Raw genomic sequence first — 18303 nt, 5'->3', positions numbered from 1 at the left:
GAATTAATGTGTTGGTTTTCGCCTAATCGGACAATGATTAATCGCGTGAGGTTTTAGAAATGCGTCGTGTCACCTGGCTGCACATTTCAGACTTTCATTTGCGGGACAGCCATGCTTGGGCGCAGGACGTTGTACTTTCGTCAATGTGCAAGGATATCGAACGCTGTCGTCGAGAATTCGGTACGATCGATTTTGTACTTGTAACAGGTGATATTGCCTTCGCCGGAAAGCCTCACGAGTACGATATAGCAGCTGCTTTCTTTGAAGAGATTGTAAAGGTAACTGGCGTCCCTCGCGAACGAATTTTCTGCATACCTGGCAACCATGATGTAGACCGCGATCGACAACGAATGTGCTTCTTAGGTGCACGTCAGACACTTCAGAGCCAGAATGCCATAGATTCCTTTCTTGCAGCTCCAGAAGAATTAAAAACGCTACTCCAACGGCAAGAATCGTATCGAGAGTTTCAGGAGAGTTTCTTTGCTGAGCAGCAGAAAAAATGGACAGACGACATGCTGGGGTACGTTTCACTGATTAATGTCGAAAATCTATCCATTGCAATAGCAGGAATCAATACCGCATGGCTCTCTGAAGGCGGAGCATCAGATCATGGAAAACTGTTGGCCGGTGAAAGGCAGGTAATCAATGCACTTAGAATTGCTGTGGAGTCTGATGCTCACTTTGTTATCGCTATGGGGCATCACCCTTTCCATCTGCTCAACGATTTTGATCGTCGATCTGTTCAATGGCGTATTGAAGAATCTTGCCACTTCTACCACTGTGGACACTTACATGATCCTGAAACGAGAAATACTGTGAATTCAGGAGGACATTGCCTCTCAGTTGCTACTGGTGCAGCGTTTGAGTCGAGGCATTCACACAATGCCTTTTGTGTGGTGAGCCTGGATGTCATGCAGGCACAGCAATCTATTACGACATTTCAGTACAAGCCATCTGACGGTGCTTTTTCCTACGAGAAAAATAGTCTTCTGCCTTTTACGATCAATGCCACTGAGCTTTGCAAGGTCGCTGATCTTGGCAGTGCGATAGTAAATTTCAGTAACGAGTTATCGCCAGTTGCGTACTACCTGGCTGCGCTATTGACTGAAGTGCAATCTGAGATGCCTATTGAAGTAGGTAATGCGCATGTCTTCGGATCGTTCGATCTTTTGAGTAATCAATCGGAAAATCAACTCAAAACTGCGTCTATAGCATTTATGGCAGTGAGAAATCCAATGAGGTTGTTTGCAGGTCGAATGCCTCTAGCAGAATTCCTGACGTGCTACGGTGAGGCGGTGTTGCGGTACGGATTAATTTTGAAGGAACTGGGTGACGCACATCCGGAATTACGTGAAAAGTTAGCAGAAAGAGAATCTGATGCACAGATACTTTCCGGAGTCGAACCCTGCCAGCCATTTTCTCATACGTTGAAACTGTTGCGAGAACTGGCCGCAGATCACGATTGGGATGCCTTACGCTCACAGGCTGAGCGACATCTTGATTCGCCAGTGACGACTATTGCGATGGAGGCGCGCAGGATGCTGGCGCTGTCGCTTAGCCAATCCCCTGACAACGTAGAAAAAACGCGGGCGGTGGAGATATATAACCGGTTGGTAGAAGGAGAAGCAGCGAACGCTGCTGACTACGCACACCTTGCTTCATTGCTGATCGACAAAATCGACTACGAAGCGGCAAAGGTTGCCCTTTTCGATGGGATAAAAAAGTTTCCTGAAAATGAAAGGGCGTATCTTCAGATTGGTCAGGCAATTGTTGAAGCCACCGGTGATCGTAAATTGAGGGATGAATTGATTTCTCTGGGCAGAGGGAGGAGGGAAAAGTGAGCGGCAATTCATCATTCAAAGTTGGAATCGAATTCGAGAGCGTCTTGCGCGCAATCTCTAAGCAAATTTATGAAACACCAATGGCCTTCGTTCGGGAAAATGTACAGAATGCCGTCGACGCTATCCGGATTCAGGCATTGCGTGAAGGAGTGGATCCGAAGAATACGAATTATAAAATTAACGTCAGTGTTGATGATCGAAAGTTGGTCGTACAAGACAATGGGATTGGCATGTCGGAAACCGACCTACAGAATTTTTTTTGGACTATTGGGGCAAGTGGTAAACGAACGGGAGAAGCCCTAGAAGCAGGTTGTGTAGGTATGTTCGGAATCGGTGGGTTCGCCAATTTTGGTGTTTGCGACAAGTTAGAAGTTATATCGCAAACCCATGATGCCGAGCACGGAACTTATACATGCCTTTCCCAAGATGACATTAGAGCCGCTGGTATTGCCATTCCCTCCGTTACGCTCAGTCAAAGCGATGATGCCAAACCTCGCGGCACCATCGTAGTAGGTTACCTTCGTGAGGCTCCAAGTATTGAAGCCTTGCGGAATTATCTCAGAGATTTTGTACGTTTTGTGCCGATCTCAATTTCCTTTAACGGAGAGAAGATCTCGCAAGGTCAATTTTCCAACGTAGAAGATAAGGGCAACTTAACTGAAATTAGCAAAGGTACGCAGACATGGCGTGAAGGTAATCTCACCATTGATGGTCGCCTATATCAGGACAGGGGCCATTCACTTATTGCGGGAATTGAAGGGCTGAATGTTGGCGATGAAGCAATAGCTCTAACGGGGCAACTCAGATTTGAAAACGGTGCGATTGACGTTTTCAAGCGAGGTTTTAAGCTTTGCGCCACTCAGATTGGCAGCACAATTGGGGTGTCAGGGCGCCTTGACTGCGATCGCTTCGTTCCGACCGCGGGACGCGACTCACTTGATGGGACAACAACAAGCTTGTTGGGGCAGATTGTGGCCCTGTTAGAAAAAGTCGCTGTCGACGCTGTGCTGGAGTCCCCGGATCGCATTTCACAGCACACTCGGATTTTTAGGTATGTCGTAAAACGAGGCATGATCAGCAATCTTGACAATGTCCGAGTACGGCTTGCCGATGCGAACGAGATTACTCTTGGCGACATAAAACGTCGAGCAACGCTGGGCAATGTAAGTGTGTATTTCGGTATGGCGCAAAAACAAGCACTGAATCAGATCATGCAGGCTCGCGGGCATGTTGTCGTACTATTGTCGTCTGATCAGCATCGAAGAGATGCCGAACAAAAGTATCTTCAGCAGTTATGCGGCGCAAAGCCCTTCGATGGAATTATTGATTGCATTGAGCACTACGACGTTCTGACGCGTTTCGAGCGCGTATTCCTGAGCGAGCTAGAAATGACCATTGGAAAATCATACGAGGTCCATAACTTTCGTCTCGTGCCGGGAAAACTAACGGAGGACATCCCCGTATTCGTCAAAGAGCATAGTGGTGGTCAGATGATCGACATTTATGTCGATGTACGTCACCAAGAAGTTACCAAACTCGCGGACATCGGATTCAACCAGCTCTTATACTCCCTGATCGCATCTTTTTGCCGCGAATATTTAGGTTCCTCCCTCAAGAAATGGAGTCCGCGCTTCTTCGGTGATGGCGCAATCAATTTAGAGATGCTTGCCAAGCGTCGATCGGAACTATGGATTTTGCTCAAGGATGACATTGGTACTGTAAGAAAAGGCGGACGGCGACAAGTAGTGACTCGTTCGGACGTGCGGGTGGTCAATGTTGCCGGTAATGGAGTCACGGCTCAAACTGACGATCAGCCAGCTGGAAACGAGAAACCACGGATTTTGCAGATTATTGACGATACAGGGCAGACGGGGCTTGCGGGCTTTTATATTCGCCTGCCGGAATCAGCATATAAAGCCTATGGTGATCTACTGCCGGAATGTGAAAGTAGAGGCATAGTTTGGGCGGGAAACAAGATTCTTTATGTCGCTTCGGACACTGTTAGCGCTTCATTTCAGTATGAAATCCGTCTTGATGAAATAGTGAGCGCACAAGTGGATGGCGCGCCACGTGCGGAGGGAGCTCTGCCTCTGAACCGTCCATTTCAAGAAATGTATGGAGGAGCCTACTTTCCGATTCCCAATCAGCTCGAGCCGTATTTGGTGCCGGTTGGTAGCGGTGAAATAAGGGTTGAACTTCATTGTGATTGGATCGATATGCGTACATCTAAACACTGGGAGCCAAAAGATTCCGATGCAGTGGACGCTTAATAAGCTGAATTCTTTCATGAATCCTACGTGATAGACGACATTCATCCGATGATGCGGGGAATAATAGAAGAGCTATAGGATTCGAGATGTCCATATTCTGGATCGCTTCGTCGTCTAATAGCCTTTACACTTCAAGCGGAAAGCCCCAAAACCACCCCACCCACCGAATAGATTTCCCATCGTTCCTCGCCCCTGATTCTCGCACTATGCCCCGTAACAACACACGGGAGCAGCAGTGCCATGCAACGCCATCTCTGGCTACCTTCTTTTCTGATCGTCGGCTCGTTCATCACACCGGTGGCCTTTGCCGATGCAGATGCCGAGCGCGATGCGCTGGCAAAGATCATCCATGAACTGAATGCCCTTGAACCCCTGATCAAGCAGGCCGAGGCAAATGCCGATGAGGATGCCCGTGTTCGTTTTCGTTTTGACTGGCTGCGCCAGGACCTGAAGCAAATTAGGGACGGCGTTCAGTCACACATTGATGCACCTCGCGCTCAACCACGTTCCTTCCCGCCCCTGCGCGGCGATTACCGTCGCTAGGTTGAGCGATGACAGGGGCACAACAAGCAGCTTTCCAAGCCGGTTCCGGTATTACCCCAGCCACGATGCTGACCGCGGTCGCGTCGATGGTTCTGGTGCTGGCGTTTGTGTGGGTGATCTGGGTTGCCATCGGCACCTTTCGGGCTTGGCAGGAAGGTCAGGCCACGGTCTTCGACCTGACCTGGAGCACGTTGAGGGCAAGCATTGTGTTGATGGTGTTGGGTTTCTATTTGCGGTGAGTCAATCGAGTTGAGACCGAGAAAGCCCGGTAAGGGCAAGCGGAGGCGCATCGCGGTGGGATGCGGGGATAGGCCCCATTTTTATCAGCGTTACAGAAGAGGACATTTCCTATGGGTACATCAACTACAGAAAACAGGTTCAGCAAAACGTCCGTTGCCATTCGCAGGCCGCTATTGGCAACGGCCGCGGTGTTTTTTCCATTGCCGCTCTGGGCGGCATTGCCGACGCCGGTCGCGCCGAGTACCGCTCCGGGGGCGGGTGACTGGATCGGACTGATCCAGGGCTACATCAAGGACGGTGGTCTGGTGCTCGGACTCGCCATTGCGGTTCTGGGCTTTCTCTGGATCGCCTATCTGGGCTTCGCCAAATTCAATGAAGCCCGCCAGGGCAAAGCGGAATGGGCTGAAGTGGGCGTCTTGGGCATCGTTGGCGCCATCGTACTGATCTTCGCCAGCTATCTGCTGACCGAAGCAGCCGGTGTCATCTGATAGATACCTGACATCAATCACAGCACGTAGCAGGGGGTGTGAATGTCGAAAGGCCATGAAATCCTGGCGGACCGGCTCAATGCCGAGCCCGTCATCTTTAAAGGTTGCTCATCTTCAGAGCTCGGTATGATTGTGGGGTTGGCCATAGTGATCTGGCTGCCCCTCAGTCTGCTCCTGGCCTGGTTGCTCGGCGCCATCACCATGGGTTTCGGTATCGCCGGTGTCGGTGTGGTCGCCACCGTCGTGGTAATGGCGACCGTATTTCAGCGCATCAAGCGCGGGCGGCCTGACGGGTACTACCAGCAATGGTTGCGCGACCGCCTGCAGTCGACGGGTCTCTATCGGGCGCCCTGGGTATTGCGTTCGGGCGCCTGGGACATCGGGAGGACGCCGCATGCGCCGCTACCGTCTCGAAATCGATAACGTGCGCGCCCATTTGCGTTCCTTGTGGATCGTCATTGGTCTGCAAGGGCTGATCATCCTCGCGCTCTGGATCGGCTGGAGTCAGGCGCCCAAGCAATTGCGAGTCTACGTGCCGCCGGATCTGCGCTCCGGTGCGGTCCTTGCGGCTGAGGAAGTGCCTCCGGCCAATGTCTACGCCTTCGCGTTCTACATTTTCCAGCAACTCAATCGTTGGCCAGACAACGGCGCAACGGACTACGGCAGCGCGATTTTCCGCATCTCACCCTACCTGACACCGCGCTATCGCAATGACCTGATCGCTGACATGGAACTCAAAGCTCGCCGCGGCGAATTGACCTACCGGGTGCGCGGTGTTCATGAAGTGCCAGGGCATGGTTATGAAGAACGTCGCGTCGATGTGCTGTCACCCGATGTCTGGGTCGTCTGGCTGGATCTCGACCTGTTGGAGTCTGTAAAAGGCATGACAGTGAAGCAAACCACGATTCGCTACCCAATTCGCGTGGTGCGCCAGGCCATCGATCCGGAATCGAATCCCTGGGGCCTGGCGCTCGACGGCTACGCCAGTGATGGCCCGCGTCGATTGACCGATGCCGAGCTGACTGAACCCGGTGTGAACAGCGCCACTACAAATCAGGAAGCCTCCCAATGAATTCCCGCTTTTTTCTTGCGCCAGTTAGGTGGATCGCCTTGCTCGGTTTCTGTATTCCGCTGCTGTCCTTTGCACAAGTCGATGCAGTGTCAAATGCGCCTGAACGTGTTGTCTGGAACAAAACGCCCATCGCGATTCCGTTGGTCGTCGGCGAAGAACGTCTGGTGCATTTCCCGGATTCGGTGAGTATCGGCCTGCCGCAGTCACTGACAGTGCAGCTGCGCAGCCAAAGCATCAACGGCACCCTATACCTGTTGGCCAGAGAGCCATTCGAAACCACCCGCATCATGGTGCGATCGGAAACCGAGGGGCCGATGTATGTCCTCGATGTGTCAGCAGAACCTTCCGAGGCCGACAGCTACACGTTACCCGATGTGCAAATACTGCTGGATTCGGAACCGTACACGAATGCTGCCGAATCGCTATCTAACACCCAATCGCTGTCCTGGGGGTATGCCGCACTCACTCGCTATGCCGCGCAACAACTCTACGCACCCGCACGACTGATTCCTCGTCAGCCGGGTGTAGTCGCCATTCCCGTCAGCGCCGAACCGGTCGAGCTGGTGCATGGCGCACGGATCGAAGCGGTCCCCGTCGCCGCCTGGAAGGCGGGTTTACGTTATGTCACCGCCGTCAAGTTGACCAATCGAACCCAAAGGCCGGTGGTGCTGGATCCGCGTGAACTTCGCGGGGCCTGGTTAGCAGCAACGTTTCAGCACAACCGCTTGCTACCTGCGGGCGATGAAGCCGATACCACCGCGGTCTATCTGATCTCGGATCGGCCATTCGATGTGGCGCTTTGAGAGAGGAGTGGAATCTACCCCATGTCGATGGTCACCAGTAATCGCTTATTACCTCTACTTGCCGGCTCCGTTGTCTTGATGGCGGCGCTGGTTACCGTGAAGTCCTGCTCGCCGGATGAAGAGCAGGCTCAAGTTTTGGAGGCGGTGCCGCAGGCGCCGAAACCGGATGCCGATTCACCGGCAGACACCATCAAGACGCTGACCGCCAATGTCAGCGCCATGACCTCGGAGCTGAATGCCCTGCGTCGGGATAACACGGCGCTCAAACAAGAAAACCGCGAGTTGATCGAGGACCGCAAACAGATCGAAAACAATGTACTGACCCGAGTGCAGCAATCCCTGGCAGCCAAACGGAGCGACACCGCGTCACCGGAGACGAGCTCGGCCATTGCGGCCTTGACGGCCAGGGTGGACTCCCTGTCCAACCGCTACGGCCAGTCGGCAAAACCTTCATCGGCTGCGGGTTCTGACATTCCCGTCGGGCTCGGGCTAGATGGTGTCAGCGCACCCACTGCGAATTCGGAGTCGCTGGTTTGGGTCAATCCTTTGGAGCTCTCGCCATCGACCGGCGAGGATAAAGAGACGCTACTCAATCGATTCAGTCGCACCGGTCGTAGCGCGCTCGACAGCGCGGGTCCGCCGGTGCAATCGCTGGTTACCAAAGGCTCTGATGCCCTCAACAGCACTGTGCCGGTCTACACGGTGCCTCGCAATGCCACCCTGATTGGCTCCACCGGCATGACTGCCCTGGTCGGCAGGGTGCCTATTCAGGGGCAGGTGCGCGACCCCATGCCATTCAAGGTGATTACCGGTAAGGAAAACCTGGCAGCCAATGGCCTGCGCATTCCGGGCATCGAAGGCATGATCTGGAGTGGCACCGCGATCGGCGACTGGACCCTCTCCTGTGTGACCGGAAAATTGGAATCGGTGACCTTCGTGTTCGAGGACGGCACCATTCAGACCCTCGCTAGTGACGACAATCAACGGAGTGGTTCCAGTGGAAACAGCGCAGGGGGAGGCAACAACCGACCGCTGGGCTGGATTTCGGATGCGCGCGGTATTCCCTGTATCACAGGTGAGCGCAAGACCAACGCGCCTGCCTTCCTCACTCAGCGCATTGGCGTGATGGCGCTTGAAGCGGCGGGCGAAGCGGCCGCGCAGGCGGAAACCACAACCCTGATCAACGATGCCGGCACGGCAACGAGCGTCGTCTCTGGAGAGACCGGCAAATACGTGTTGGGCAAAACCCTGAGCGGCGGCAGCGAGGAAGTTGCCCAGTGGCTGCGGGAGCGCCAGGCGCAGAGTTTCGATGCGGTCTTTGTCCCCGCCGGCGTCGAGCTGGCGATCCATGTCGATCACGAACTTCCCATCGATTTCCATTCCAATGGCAGGAAACTTCACCATGAAGCGAATCTATTCCAACAAGCGACAACTACCACTGGTTCTGGTCTGGACTAGCCTATTGATGGGCGGCTGCGCCAGCACCAAAGAGACGGTGTTGCCCCAGGACGGCCCGACGATGAAGTCCATTTATGACCAGCACATGGTGGACGTTCAAAAGCCCGACCATCGTCGCGTGATCGGTGGTCAGTCGTTACCGCAATCGGGCATCGAGCACTACCGCGGCTTCGTGCGGGAAGCGGCCAATGAGATCGATACGGTATTTCCCCGCCTGCCCAATCCCACGCTGGTGATGTACATCTTTCCTCACCTGTCGGGCAGTGAGCGCACCCCGGTACCGGGTTATGTGACTACCTTTCCCCTCTATGAAACGGTGGAGTACGCCCTGCCCGGGGAAGTGGCGGGGGAAGTGTCCGGCGAGATGCCGTCTAAAAATAGTCAGTCGCTATCAGGCCAGTAGAGGTATCCATGGCAATCAATCAGCCCGAACATTCGGATGCATCCCCGCTCACTAACGCGACCATCAAGCGGCACTACGACCGCCCACCGTCGTTTACCGACCTGTTGCCCTGGATGGAATACATCCCTGAGTGCAAAGCCTTTGTGTTGGAGGACGGTGCCAGCCTGGGGGCGCTGTTCGAAGTCACACCGGTCGGTTGTGAAGCACGCACCCCGGCGTTTATGGCGCAGCTGCGAGATACCATCCAGACCGCGATCAATGAGGCTATTCCTGAACGCGACGATGCGCCCTGGGTATTACAGGTCTATGTGCAGGATGAACCGCGGCTCAATCAGTTCGATGCCTTGCTGGCCCGTTATCCGATGCCGGCTGTTCGCGTATCTGATTATTCGCAACACTATCAGGCCGTGATGTCGGCGCATTTGCAGGCGATTTCCCGACCGGGGGGCTTGTTTGACGATACCACGGTCACCGGTTCGCGTTGGCAGGGCCAGCAGCGTCGGATTCGGGTGGTGCTCTACCGGCGTTTGAAGCACAACGGCAAAACCCCGGCGGCCATCGAGGTGGAAGAGGCGCTCAATGACGTGGCGACCAAATGGATTGCCGCCCTGGCTTCTGCGGGGATCCACGTCCAGCGCGCAGACGGTAAGGCGTTTTATCACTGGTTGCTGAGCTGGTTTAACCCCAAGCCAGTATTTGCCGATGAAAGCCCGGAATCGTTGCTACAGATGGCGCCCTATCCGGGCGACGACGATTTACCCTTTGGTTACGACTTTGCGGAACAGTTGACGCTGTCGATGCCGCGTTCAGACGAGGCTTCGGCGAGCTGGCTATTCGATGATCTGCCGCACACGGTCGTGACGATTCAAAGCTTACGGCGGGCGCCGGACATTGGACATTTCACGGCGGAGCGCCAGGCCGGAGATCAGGTGTTCTCGCTCTTTGATCGTCTGCCTGAGCACACCATCATGGCAATAACGCTTACGCTGAAACCACAGGACACCACCCGCAATCATATCGCGCGAATCAAACGCGCATCGGTAGGCGACTCGGCGGAGGCGTCGATCACCCGAGAAGACGCAGAGCAAGTGGAGCGGGAGATGGCGCAGGGCAACAAACTCTATCCTGTCAGCCTGGCTTTCTATGTGCGCGGTGAGAATCAAAAGTCCCTGCGTCACAATTTGAATCGCCTCAACGCGCTGCTCCTTCCGAATGGATTGCAACCGATCACCCAGGAAGCAGACTTGCTGGCGCTCGATAGCTACATCCGCAACCTGCCCATGGCTTATGACGCGGAGCTGGATAAATCGCGGCGCAGGTCGCGGCTGATTTTCTCTCGCCATATTGCCAATCTGTTGCCGTTCTATGGTCGTTCGCGTGGAACCGGTCATCCGGGGTTGGTGTTCTATAACCGCGGTGCTGAGCCGCTGGTGTTCGACCCGTTACATCGGGAGGGTCGTAAGAAGAACGCTCACATGCTGATCCTGGGGCCAACGGGTGCAGGGAAGTCGGCACTACTGGTGTATCTGCTACAACAGATGATGGCGCGACACCGGCCTCGCATTTTCATTATCGAAGCGGGCGCGTCGTTTTCCCTGCTGGGGCAGCATTTTGCGCACCATGGCTTATCGGTCAACCAGATTACATTGAACCCCAATGTCGATGTCAGTCTGCCTCCCTTTGCCGATGCGCTGCGCCTGCTCGATCGGCGCCATGTGCTGAATCCGCTCGATACCGATGATCGCACTCTGGAAGAAACACTGGACGAAGACGACGAGATCGAGGATGAGGGTGGCGGGCGCGATATTCTCGGGGAAATGGAGATTGCAGCGCGAATCATGATCACCGGTGGCGATGAGCGCGAGGATGCGCGCTTGACTCGTGCCGACCGGCTGCTGATTCGCAATGCCATATTCCTTGCTGCGAAAACCGTGAAAGAAGCCGGCAATACCCAGGTGGTTACCCAGGACGTGGTCGATGCTTTTCAGGCCATCGCCACCAACACGGAGCTACCCGAGCATCGGCGCAATCGCGCACTGGAAATGGGTGATGGTATGGCGTTGTTCTGTTCGGGCTTGGCCGGTCATTTCTTCAATCGACCGGGACAGTCCTGGCCGGAGGCCGATGTCACCATCCTCGAAATGGGCATGCTGGCGCGGGAGGGTTACGAGGACCAACTGACAGTCGCTTACCTGTCGATGATGAGCCACATCAACGATCTGGTGGAACGCCACCAACACGATGATCGCCCCACACTGGTGGTTACCGACGAAGGTCATATCATTACCACCAATCCACTGCTGGCGCGTTACGTGGTCAAGATCACCAAGATGTGGCGCAAGCTCGGTGCCTGGTTCTGGATTGCCACCCAGAATCTGGAAGACTTCCCGGACGCGAGCCGCAAGATGCTCAATATGATGGAGTGGTGGCTGTGCCTGGTGATGCCGAAAGAGGAAGTTGAGCAGATTGCCCGCTTCAAGGATCTGAACGACGAACAGCGTAACCTGCTGCTGTCCGCCCGCAAGGAGCCGGGTAAATACGTGGAGGGCGTTGTGCTGGCCGATAAGGTCGAAGCCCTGTTTCGGAATGTGCCTCCTGCTTTGTCACTCGCACTGGCCATGACTGAAAAGCACGAGAAGGCCGAGCGCGCCGCCATTATGCGTGAAAAGCATTGCTCAGAGCTCGAAGCCGTTTATGAGGTTGCCCGGCGTATTGAGCAGTCGCGGTAGTCTCATTCAAGTTGGCGGTTCAGGGCAGCTGTACCACACCACGGCAGGCCGGAAACGTTGCACATCCCCAAAACTGATTGCCCGCATATTTTCCATTTTTAGTGGTACGAAGCACCATCTCGCTGCCGCACTTCGGGCACTGTTTTGGACTTTGGGGTGTGGCCGAGGGAGCGGCTGATGGGTTGGTGAGTGGCGTGGTGGAGGGCGTGACTGGAGATGCGACAGTCTGCTTCTGACGCAGATGACGGACGTGTTGGCGGTTGGTGGTCAGTCCGCGCTGCAATCGCAGCTGCACGATCTGCCTGATCACGGCATCGATGTCGGCCTGACTGAGTACCACTTCGCGCTTTGCCTTAATGTGGCGAATATAGCCACCGGCATAGGTCACGTTATCGGGCATCTCAGTCTTGAACGTAGAGTCACCGACAAACACCACCAGCGAGTGAATGGCAGAAGACGGAATATCCAACAGGGCTTCAAGCGTTTTGACGTGTTTGTAGTTCTGATGCAGCGGGTTTTGAAACTTGTTGGTGTGCTTGTAGATCTTCTGCGTCCAGGTCTTCTGGTTGGCCGAGCCGAATATCCATCCCTTCATGTTTTTGGTTTCAATTACGAACACGCCATAGCGCGACACAATAATATGGTCGATCTGCGTCGTGCCATCTTCTGACTGTAAGGTCACGTCCTTGATCAGGTGGTACTCGTCCTTGGGCAGGAATAGCCGAGCGGCTGTGTTCACCAAGAACTCACCGGTAATCCCTTTGAACCAGGGTGATTTGAGAATACCGGCCAGTATGGCCAGTGGGATGAGATACCACAGAACGCCGTAGACTTGCTGGATGATGGGGCTGAAGTCCATATCCGTATTTTGTTTCCTCTATCGATTTCCCGTGATTATAAAAATGGTGCTGTTTCTGTTCCAGAAACTTCGACCGCTTCCGTCTGAATAAACCGTGTTTCCCGAATCTGTAATCGCGCAGGATGGTGACTTTCTCAAAGCCCTCCAGGTTGGACGATCGTCAGTGAATGTCACAAAGGCTCAATTCATTATCTCGTTGCTGCTAACAGGAACACTCTGTACGTCTGTGCAAGCCAGCGAGATTGCCATCGAGCAGACCATCGAGCAGGCCCCGACGATCGAGGTGTTCACCGATTCGAGTCTTCAGATTGTGTCTGGAAATGGCCATTCGACCGTCTATCTGATCGATCGGATACACAAACTGCAGGAAGTACTCTCCATTGACCTGCCGGCAGATCCAGAGTCCGCCAAAGCGCTGGCCCTGCAACGATTCCAGCGGATGGACAGTCAGCTCAGCAGAGAACTGGAAAACGCCGCCAAAGGCCTGGTGCAGGCAATGCAGTACGGTATCGATCGTTACCCGGCCATTGTCTTTGATGGCCAGGCCGTGGTGTATGGCCTTACCGATATCTACGCTGCCACCCAGCTTTATCAGCGGCGGCAGGCAGAGAGTGCAGAACAATGAAAGCCGCCCTGTATCGTGGTTGGCTGATCCTGCTGCTGTTAATGCCACTGGTCGGCCACACAGGCACCATTACCACACCGGAAATCGTTGCACAGACCACCCGCGCGGCGCTCAGCTGTATGCGTTGGATGCCGGTGGGGATGTGCTTCTGGTTGCGTTGCTCCCTGTCCGGGTGCAGCGTGCGCACCTCGATCAAAGTAGGGCATTACCAACCCGACGCGGTGGTGAGTGCCTACAACGAACTCGGTGGTAATCCCTGGGTCGAGATTCGCAGGACGCTGGGCGTGGCACAACGAACCGCCGCCAATGGGCTACTCGGCAGCTTGCTGGCTGTGCCGATTGACAGCGCCGGCAATAGAACCGAAGGCGGGCAGGGCAACAAGGATCATCGCAACCTGGTTTTTCGGGAAACGGATGTCATCGGGCATCCGGTCAGCTCCCTGTCGAGCATCGTCGCCAGCACCGGCTACCTCTGTAATTCACAAACTACTTCCTTCTTTCCGTATTTCCTGTCGGGACTGGACGCACTCTCCTGGCGGATGGAAATCCCGGAGATGTTCTACCCGGCGAGCCTGATACCCGGTTTGCGGGAAATCGGCACCTGGCCACTGCAGACCTGGGGCGGCGTGTACCCACGCACCGGCTGGACGACGCAGGCGGAGGAACCCAAGGCGGCGGCCATCAATGCCCAGCGCGCAGGCGACATCGTGACCCGCCGGGGGCAACCCCATATTTACGTGCCGATAACTGGTGGTTCCAGTTCACGGCAGCGCGTGTGGCCTCCGGGACCTCTGATTGAAGACGATCCCGACACGGGCGAGTGGCAGATGCTTTTGCCCAGAGCGGAGTCGACCTGCAAGGTATTTGGCACCAATGACCTGGCCAGTTTCACCGGCTGGGGCGGCGGTCGAGTCGATGCCCAGGGCGACTATGCCTGGAATCTGTGGCGCCCCTACAGCTGTTGTCGGGATCGCGGCATCTTTCTGTTCAACGTCGACTGGATCAATTACCCACCATGAGCATGAAAGTGTCTGTTCGCACGATATTATTGTTTGGCGCCATGAGTGTGAGTCAGGTCCTTCACGCGGCCCTGGGTCCCACCGAAGATAGCTTGTGGTACTACGAAATCGGTGGGGCAGAGCCTGTCTCTGTACCTGCCAACCCCGCAGTAGTCTCCGTCACCCTGGGAGGCTCCGCCCAATTGGGGCTCGGGTACAGCTGCGGCAAATTTGATCCGGTGGCCGCGGTGACCAATACCCTGAATGACATCGGTGCCGGCGTCGATAACATGATGGCGGCGATGACCGCTGCGGCGACCAGCGCCATTGCGGCGTTGCCGGCATTAATCCTGCAGCGCGCCAACCCCGGCTTGTACGATCTTTTTCAGAACGCGCTGATCAAGGCCGAAGAAACCATGCAGCTGGCCACCAAGTCCTGCGAGCAGATGGAGGCCGAGATCGCCCAGGGCAAGAACCCCTATGCCGATCTGATCACTCTATCCAAAGGCAACGACTGGAAGGTGCAGATGGGGATTGGCGGCAATGATGCCGTCTCCGCCAAGGATACGGTGGAAACCTCCAATGGCGATAACGGTGTGCCCTGGATCGGCGGGCAGGCAGGCGGCAGTGGGCAACCGGTGCTGGAGTTCACCGGCGACATCGTCGAGGCCGGTTACAACATCAATATGAATCGGGCCGTCACTGATACCACGCCAGTGCCAGCGGCATCGGCCACGCGTCTTTCTGAAATCTGGTCATCCCCGGCGGAGGCCCGCGATTGGACGGTCGATGTGGTGGGCGAGAATATCGTTACTACCTGCGACACCTGCCGCAAAGACAGCATTCCCGGCACCGGGCTGTTACCCAAGCTCTACCAGGAGTCCGCTACCGTCACCACTGAAATCCAGAATCTGGTCAGTGGTGCGACACCGCCGACGCTGGCTAATCTCGATCAGATCACCGCGCCAGGCGTGGCCATCACCCGGCAGGTGATCGAAGCGATCCGTGAAATGCCACCGTCTGAGCAGAGCCTGATCATGGGGCGACTGGTCTCGGAAATCAGCACCGCGCGCACGGTCGAGAAGGCGCTGTTCGCACGGCGATTGTTATTGTCGGGCCGGCAGGTACCCGAGGTCTATGCCACCGAAGTCGCACGCGAGCATGCAGACACTTCTATTGCCGAGCTCGACAAAGAGATCGAGAACCTGCTGTTTGAGACCCGTGTGCGCAAAGAAGTGGTCTCCGACACCGTTGCCACTCTACTCGAACGCGCCGCGGCCAGAAGGCAGAGCTCCCTCACCGTACCGGAAGTGCCAACCATCGATCCAGACCCATTGCGAGGCGGTCGTGTTCAATAACAGTGGAGCAAAACGCAAGGGCTTCTTGTTTGCTTCATTGGCTGCCGCGCTGCTGACCGCACTGGTGGGCTATTGGCTGATGCATCGGTTACAGACCGACTCTGTACCGTCCATTCAGCAGGGTATCGACTCCTGGCGTCTAACACTCACGCTATGCCGGTGGACAGTGATCGCGCTGGTGGCGTTCGGTTGGAATGTCGGCGTTGAACACCTCGCCAAAATTGGAAAGATCCATTCCGCCCAGGCAGATCAGTTGCACCGGTATCGCTGGCGCGCCGTCGCCTGGCTGGTTATCCTCGAACTGGTGCTGGGTCAGGGGCTGGTTGTGAAGTTTCTCGGCATCACCGCAGGACAGATCGTCTGATGAGCGTCGACAGCTACCTGGAGCTATTTACCTCGCTGTTCGGCTGGGCCTTCTACGGCATTCTGTGGGATGTGCTGGTCAGTACCGGTATCGTCTATCTCCCGTTTTTGGGCATTCTGATCGATAACTGGCGCGAACCCGCGCAGGGCGGGGAAGTGGGCCATGCCAGCGGCCTGTCACTGCGGCGTATGGAGATCGAGCTCTTCATCGCACTATTGGTGGTCGTGCTCGCAGGGCAACCGGCTGCGCTCACTCCCCTCAACGCCGCAACGCTGTCGTATTCGCCACCGCCGACCCTGTTGGATCCGGCCCCGGCCGCCGCAACCGTGGCGGTGCCACAGAGTACCTATGGCACCACCGGCTTTACCGGCTCCGCCGCAACCGTCAATGTCCCGGTCTGGTGGTACGGTGTCATTGCGCTGAGTTCGGGTTTGAACCACGCCATCGTCGAAGGCCTGCCAACGGTGGCGGATATGCGCACCTTCGAGCAGCAGGCCCATCTTGCCACGATTGCGGATCCTCGCCTGCGGCAGGAGGTCAGCGATTTCTTCAGCCAGTGCTATATACCGGCCCGCTCCAAGTATCAGGCAGAACGGCCGGATACCCCGGCGATCAGTGGCATCCTTGCTACCTATGGCGCCGATGACCCGGACTGGATGGGCTCACACGTCTACCGGGATACCGCAGGCTTCTACGACACCTTGCGCCCAGCCAACCAAATTACCGGCTGGGCCTACAATGCGGCCAGGGATACGGAGTACGATCCGACAGCCCCGCCGCCCTGGGGCAAACCCTACTGCAAACAGTGGTGGGAAGATGCAGCGATCGGCCTAAGAGAGAAGCTGATCAATGAAGCAGACGCTACTTCTGCCGGCTTCTCTGGCCTGGTGGTTGCCATCGCACCGGCGCTGGCAGGTGAGCAGCAAAACGACGCCGTCGCCAAAACCGTGCTTACCAACGCGCCGCCTTCCTGGTCGAGCAACGAACTGATCGCCAACAACGCCTCTGGTTCGGGCTTGTTCAATACCGCGGGCAATATCGTCAAAGGGGGCCTCGCTGCCGGTGGCGTAATCACCGCATCAGCCTTGTTTTCCGTCACCATGACCGCCGTGCTGCAGTCACTGCCCATGGTCCAGGCCATCATGCTGCTGGGTATCTATGCACTGCTGCCGTTGGTGGTCGTTCTATCTCGGTATTCCATTGCCATGATGGTGGTCGCCGGCATGGCAATCTTCACCATCAAGTTCTGGACGGTACTCTGGTACCTGGCGATGTGGGTGGATCAGAACCTGATTCTTTCGATGTACCCGGACGTCAACGTGTTCCTGCAGATCTTCGCCAACCCCGGCGAACACGATGCCAAGCGCATGCTGCTGAATATGATCACCACCAGTCTCTATCTGGGATTGCCACTACTCTGGAGCGGAATGATGGCGTGGGCGGGGGTGCAGGTTGGTCGGTCGATCAACAACGCAGTGGCCCCGTTGGCGCGACCAGGAGAAGATGCTGGTCGCCAAGGCGGTTCGATTGGAAAGGCAGCGGTGAGCCGAGGAGTCCGCCGTTAGCGTCGCATCCTGCTAATCGTCGTACCAGCCGTAGGGATCAGTGCCTGCATCTAACCGACCGGTACGGTGATTCAACTCTCCCGATAAATCTGAATCGTGTAGCCGGCGTTCCGCGTCGTCTGGCTCCTCTGTCGAGGCAAAAATCTCAAGCAGCACGTTGTATATGGCTGCTGCGAATCCAACACAAACCGTCAAAAGCTTGCGAATGATAAGCGTCGCCTTGTGCGGTTGCGGATGGTTCAAGGCTTGATTGTCCATAGTCAGATGATAGCTGATGGTGAAAGAATGAAAAACCTAGGACTATGCATTTCAAGTGAATATGAATCACACCCTCAGCATGCGGCCCTGTACGACAAAAAACGGTAGACAAAAGGCTATTGCTGTAGTGGCCAAACCTTGCCCCAAGGCCTTGCTTTGGGCATTATAGCCATAATAGCTACTTTGAGTATTGATATTGTGAAGCGCATTTCTGCGAAGACCGCCAAAAACAGGTTCGGCCAGCTAGTCGATACGGCACGAGCAGAGCCGGTCACTATAGAAAAGCACGGCAGACCCGTAGTGGTCGTGCTCAGCATTGAAGAGTACGAACGCCTTACGGCTGCCACAAAGAAAACTATAAAGCCAACAACCTAGTCAGGGAATGCTGCTGGTTTTATGTCACGAATTTGAACTTGGGATTTTTACAAT

Annotated in this window: 19 protein-coding genes; 17 read left to right on the top strand and 2 right to left on the bottom strand. The window is 55.6% G+C overall.

The window, feature by feature from the left end; genetic code table 11:
- Positions 1-59: 59 nt before the first annotated feature.
- From R3F50_01855 to R3F50_01805, 11 genes are all read left to right on the top strand, one after another.
- On the top strand, positions 60-1841 hold the full coding sequence (locus tag R3F50_01855; protein MEZ5489046.1) for a metallophosphoesterase: 1782 nt from the start codon (positions 60-62) through the stop codon (positions 1839-1841).
- Positions 1838-4111: an ATP-binding protein gene (locus R3F50_01850; protein MEZ5489045.1), complete on the top strand. Its 2274-nt coding sequence runs from the start codon at positions 1838-1840 to the stop codon at positions 4109-4111. The genes R3F50_01855 and R3F50_01850 overlap by 4 nt, the downstream gene beginning before the upstream one ends.
- Before the next feature lie 240 nt (positions 4112-4351).
- Positions 4352-4654: an RAQPRD family integrative conjugative element protein gene (locus R3F50_01845; GenBank protein MEZ5489044.1), complete on the top strand. Its 303-nt coding sequence runs from the start codon at positions 4352-4354 to the stop codon at positions 4652-4654.
- Between the two features lie 8 nt (positions 4655-4662).
- Entirely contained in the window at positions 4663-4893 is a 231-nt protein-coding gene (locus R3F50_01840; GenBank protein ID MEZ5489043.1) for a TIGR03758 family integrating conjugative element protein, read from the top strand.
- A 111-nt stretch (positions 4894-5004) separates the two neighbouring features.
- A complete protein-coding gene (locus R3F50_01835) occupies positions 5005-5382 on the top strand; it encodes a TIGR03745 family integrating conjugative element membrane protein (GenBank protein MEZ5489042.1) in 378 nt (125 codons plus the stop codon).
- A gap of 42 nt (positions 5383-5424) precedes the next feature.
- Positions 5425-5805 carry a TIGR03750 family conjugal transfer protein gene (locus R3F50_01830; protein ID MEZ5489041.1) on the top strand — a complete coding sequence of 127 codons (381 nt, stop codon included), beginning with the start codon at positions 5425-5427 and terminating at the stop codon, positions 5803-5805.
- Positions 5777-6454, top strand: coding sequence for a TIGR03746 family integrating conjugative element protein (locus tag R3F50_01825; protein MEZ5489040.1), 678 nt, complete (start codon positions 5777-5779; stop codon positions 6452-6454). Before R3F50_01830 ends, R3F50_01825 begins: the two co-directional genes overlap by 29 nt.
- Positions 6451-7257 carry a TIGR03749 family integrating conjugative element protein gene (locus tag R3F50_01820; protein MEZ5489039.1) on the top strand — a complete coding sequence of 269 codons (807 nt, stop codon included), beginning with the start codon at positions 6451-6453 and terminating at the stop codon, positions 7255-7257. The genes R3F50_01825 and R3F50_01820 overlap by 4 nt, the downstream gene beginning before the upstream one ends.
- A gap of 21 nt (positions 7258-7278) precedes the next feature.
- Positions 7279-8715: a TIGR03752 family integrating conjugative element protein gene (locus R3F50_01815; GenBank protein ID MEZ5489038.1), complete on the top strand. Its 1437-nt coding sequence runs from the start codon at positions 7279-7281 to the stop codon at positions 8713-8715.
- Positions 8660-9118: a TIGR03751 family conjugal transfer lipoprotein gene (locus tag R3F50_01810; GenBank protein ID MEZ5489037.1), complete on the top strand. Its 459-nt coding sequence runs from the start codon at positions 8660-8662 to the stop codon at positions 9116-9118. The genes R3F50_01815 and R3F50_01810 overlap by 56 nt, the downstream gene beginning before the upstream one ends.
- An 8-nt stretch (positions 9119-9126) precedes the next feature.
- Entirely contained in the window at positions 9127-11847 is a 2721-nt protein-coding gene (locus R3F50_01805; GenBank protein ID MEZ5489036.1) for a conjugative transfer ATPase, read from the top strand.
- A gap of 19 nt (positions 11848-11866) precedes the next feature.
- Here the strand turns inward: R3F50_01805 and R3F50_01800 are convergent, their stop codons facing one another.
- On the bottom strand, positions 11867-12706 hold the full coding sequence (locus R3F50_01800) for an NERD domain-containing protein (GenBank protein MEZ5489035.1): 840 nt from the start codon (positions 12704-12706) through the stop codon (positions 11867-11869).
- Positions 12707-12932: 226 nt separating this feature from the next.
- Between R3F50_01800 and R3F50_01795 the strand changes: the two genes are divergently transcribed.
- The 5 genes from R3F50_01795 to R3F50_01775 are packed head-to-tail and all read left to right on the top strand — an operon-like array spanning position 12933 to position 17616.
- On the top strand, positions 12933-13331 hold the full coding sequence (locus tag R3F50_01795) for a TIGR03757 family integrating conjugative element protein (GenBank protein MEZ5489034.1): 399 nt from the start codon (positions 12933-12935) through the stop codon (positions 13329-13331).
- A complete protein-coding gene (locus tag R3F50_01790) occupies positions 13328-14350 on the top strand; it encodes a TIGR03756 family integrating conjugative element protein (GenBank protein MEZ5489033.1) in 1023 nt (340 codons plus the stop codon). The genes R3F50_01795 and R3F50_01790 overlap by 4 nt, the downstream gene beginning before the upstream one ends.
- Positions 14347-15687, top strand: coding sequence for an integrating conjugative element protein (locus tag R3F50_01785; protein MEZ5489032.1), 1341 nt, complete (start codon positions 14347-14349; stop codon positions 15685-15687). Before R3F50_01790 ends, R3F50_01785 begins: the two co-directional genes overlap by 4 nt.
- A gap of 25 nt (positions 15688-15712) precedes the next feature.
- Positions 15713-16051 (top strand): hypothetical protein, encoded by a 339-nt coding sequence (locus tag R3F50_01780; protein MEZ5489031.1) that lies wholly within the window; start codon positions 15713-15715, stop codon positions 16049-16051.
- Entirely contained in the window at positions 16051-17616 is a 1566-nt protein-coding gene (locus R3F50_01775; protein ID MEZ5489030.1) for a conjugal transfer protein TraG N-terminal domain-containing protein, read from the top strand. The genes R3F50_01780 and R3F50_01775 overlap by 1 nt, the downstream gene beginning before the upstream one ends.
- Positions 17617-17628: 12 nt before the next feature.
- Here the strand turns inward: R3F50_01775 and R3F50_01770 are convergent, their stop codons facing one another.
- Positions 17629-17874 carry a hypothetical protein gene (locus tag R3F50_01770; protein MEZ5489029.1) on the bottom strand — a complete coding sequence of 82 codons (246 nt, stop codon included), beginning with the start codon at positions 17872-17874 and terminating at the stop codon, positions 17629-17631.
- Positions 17875-18072: 198 nt separating this feature from the next.
- On the opposite strand from R3F50_01770, the gene R3F50_01765 reads away from it, so the two are divergent.
- Complete coding sequence (locus R3F50_01765; protein MEZ5489028.1) at positions 18073-18249, top strand: type II toxin-antitoxin system Phd/YefM family antitoxin; 177 nt, start codon at positions 18073-18075, stop codon at positions 18247-18249.
- Positions 18250-18303: the final 54 nt, after the last annotated feature.

It is taken from the genome of Gammaproteobacteria bacterium, assembly GCA_041395725.1.
Taxonomy (GTDB): Bacteria; Pseudomonadota; Gammaproteobacteria; order Pseudomonadales; family Pseudohongiellaceae; genus NORP240.
The sequence above is the reverse complement of the archived record's forward strand: the minus strand, read 5'-3'. Positions and strand labels throughout refer to the sequence as shown.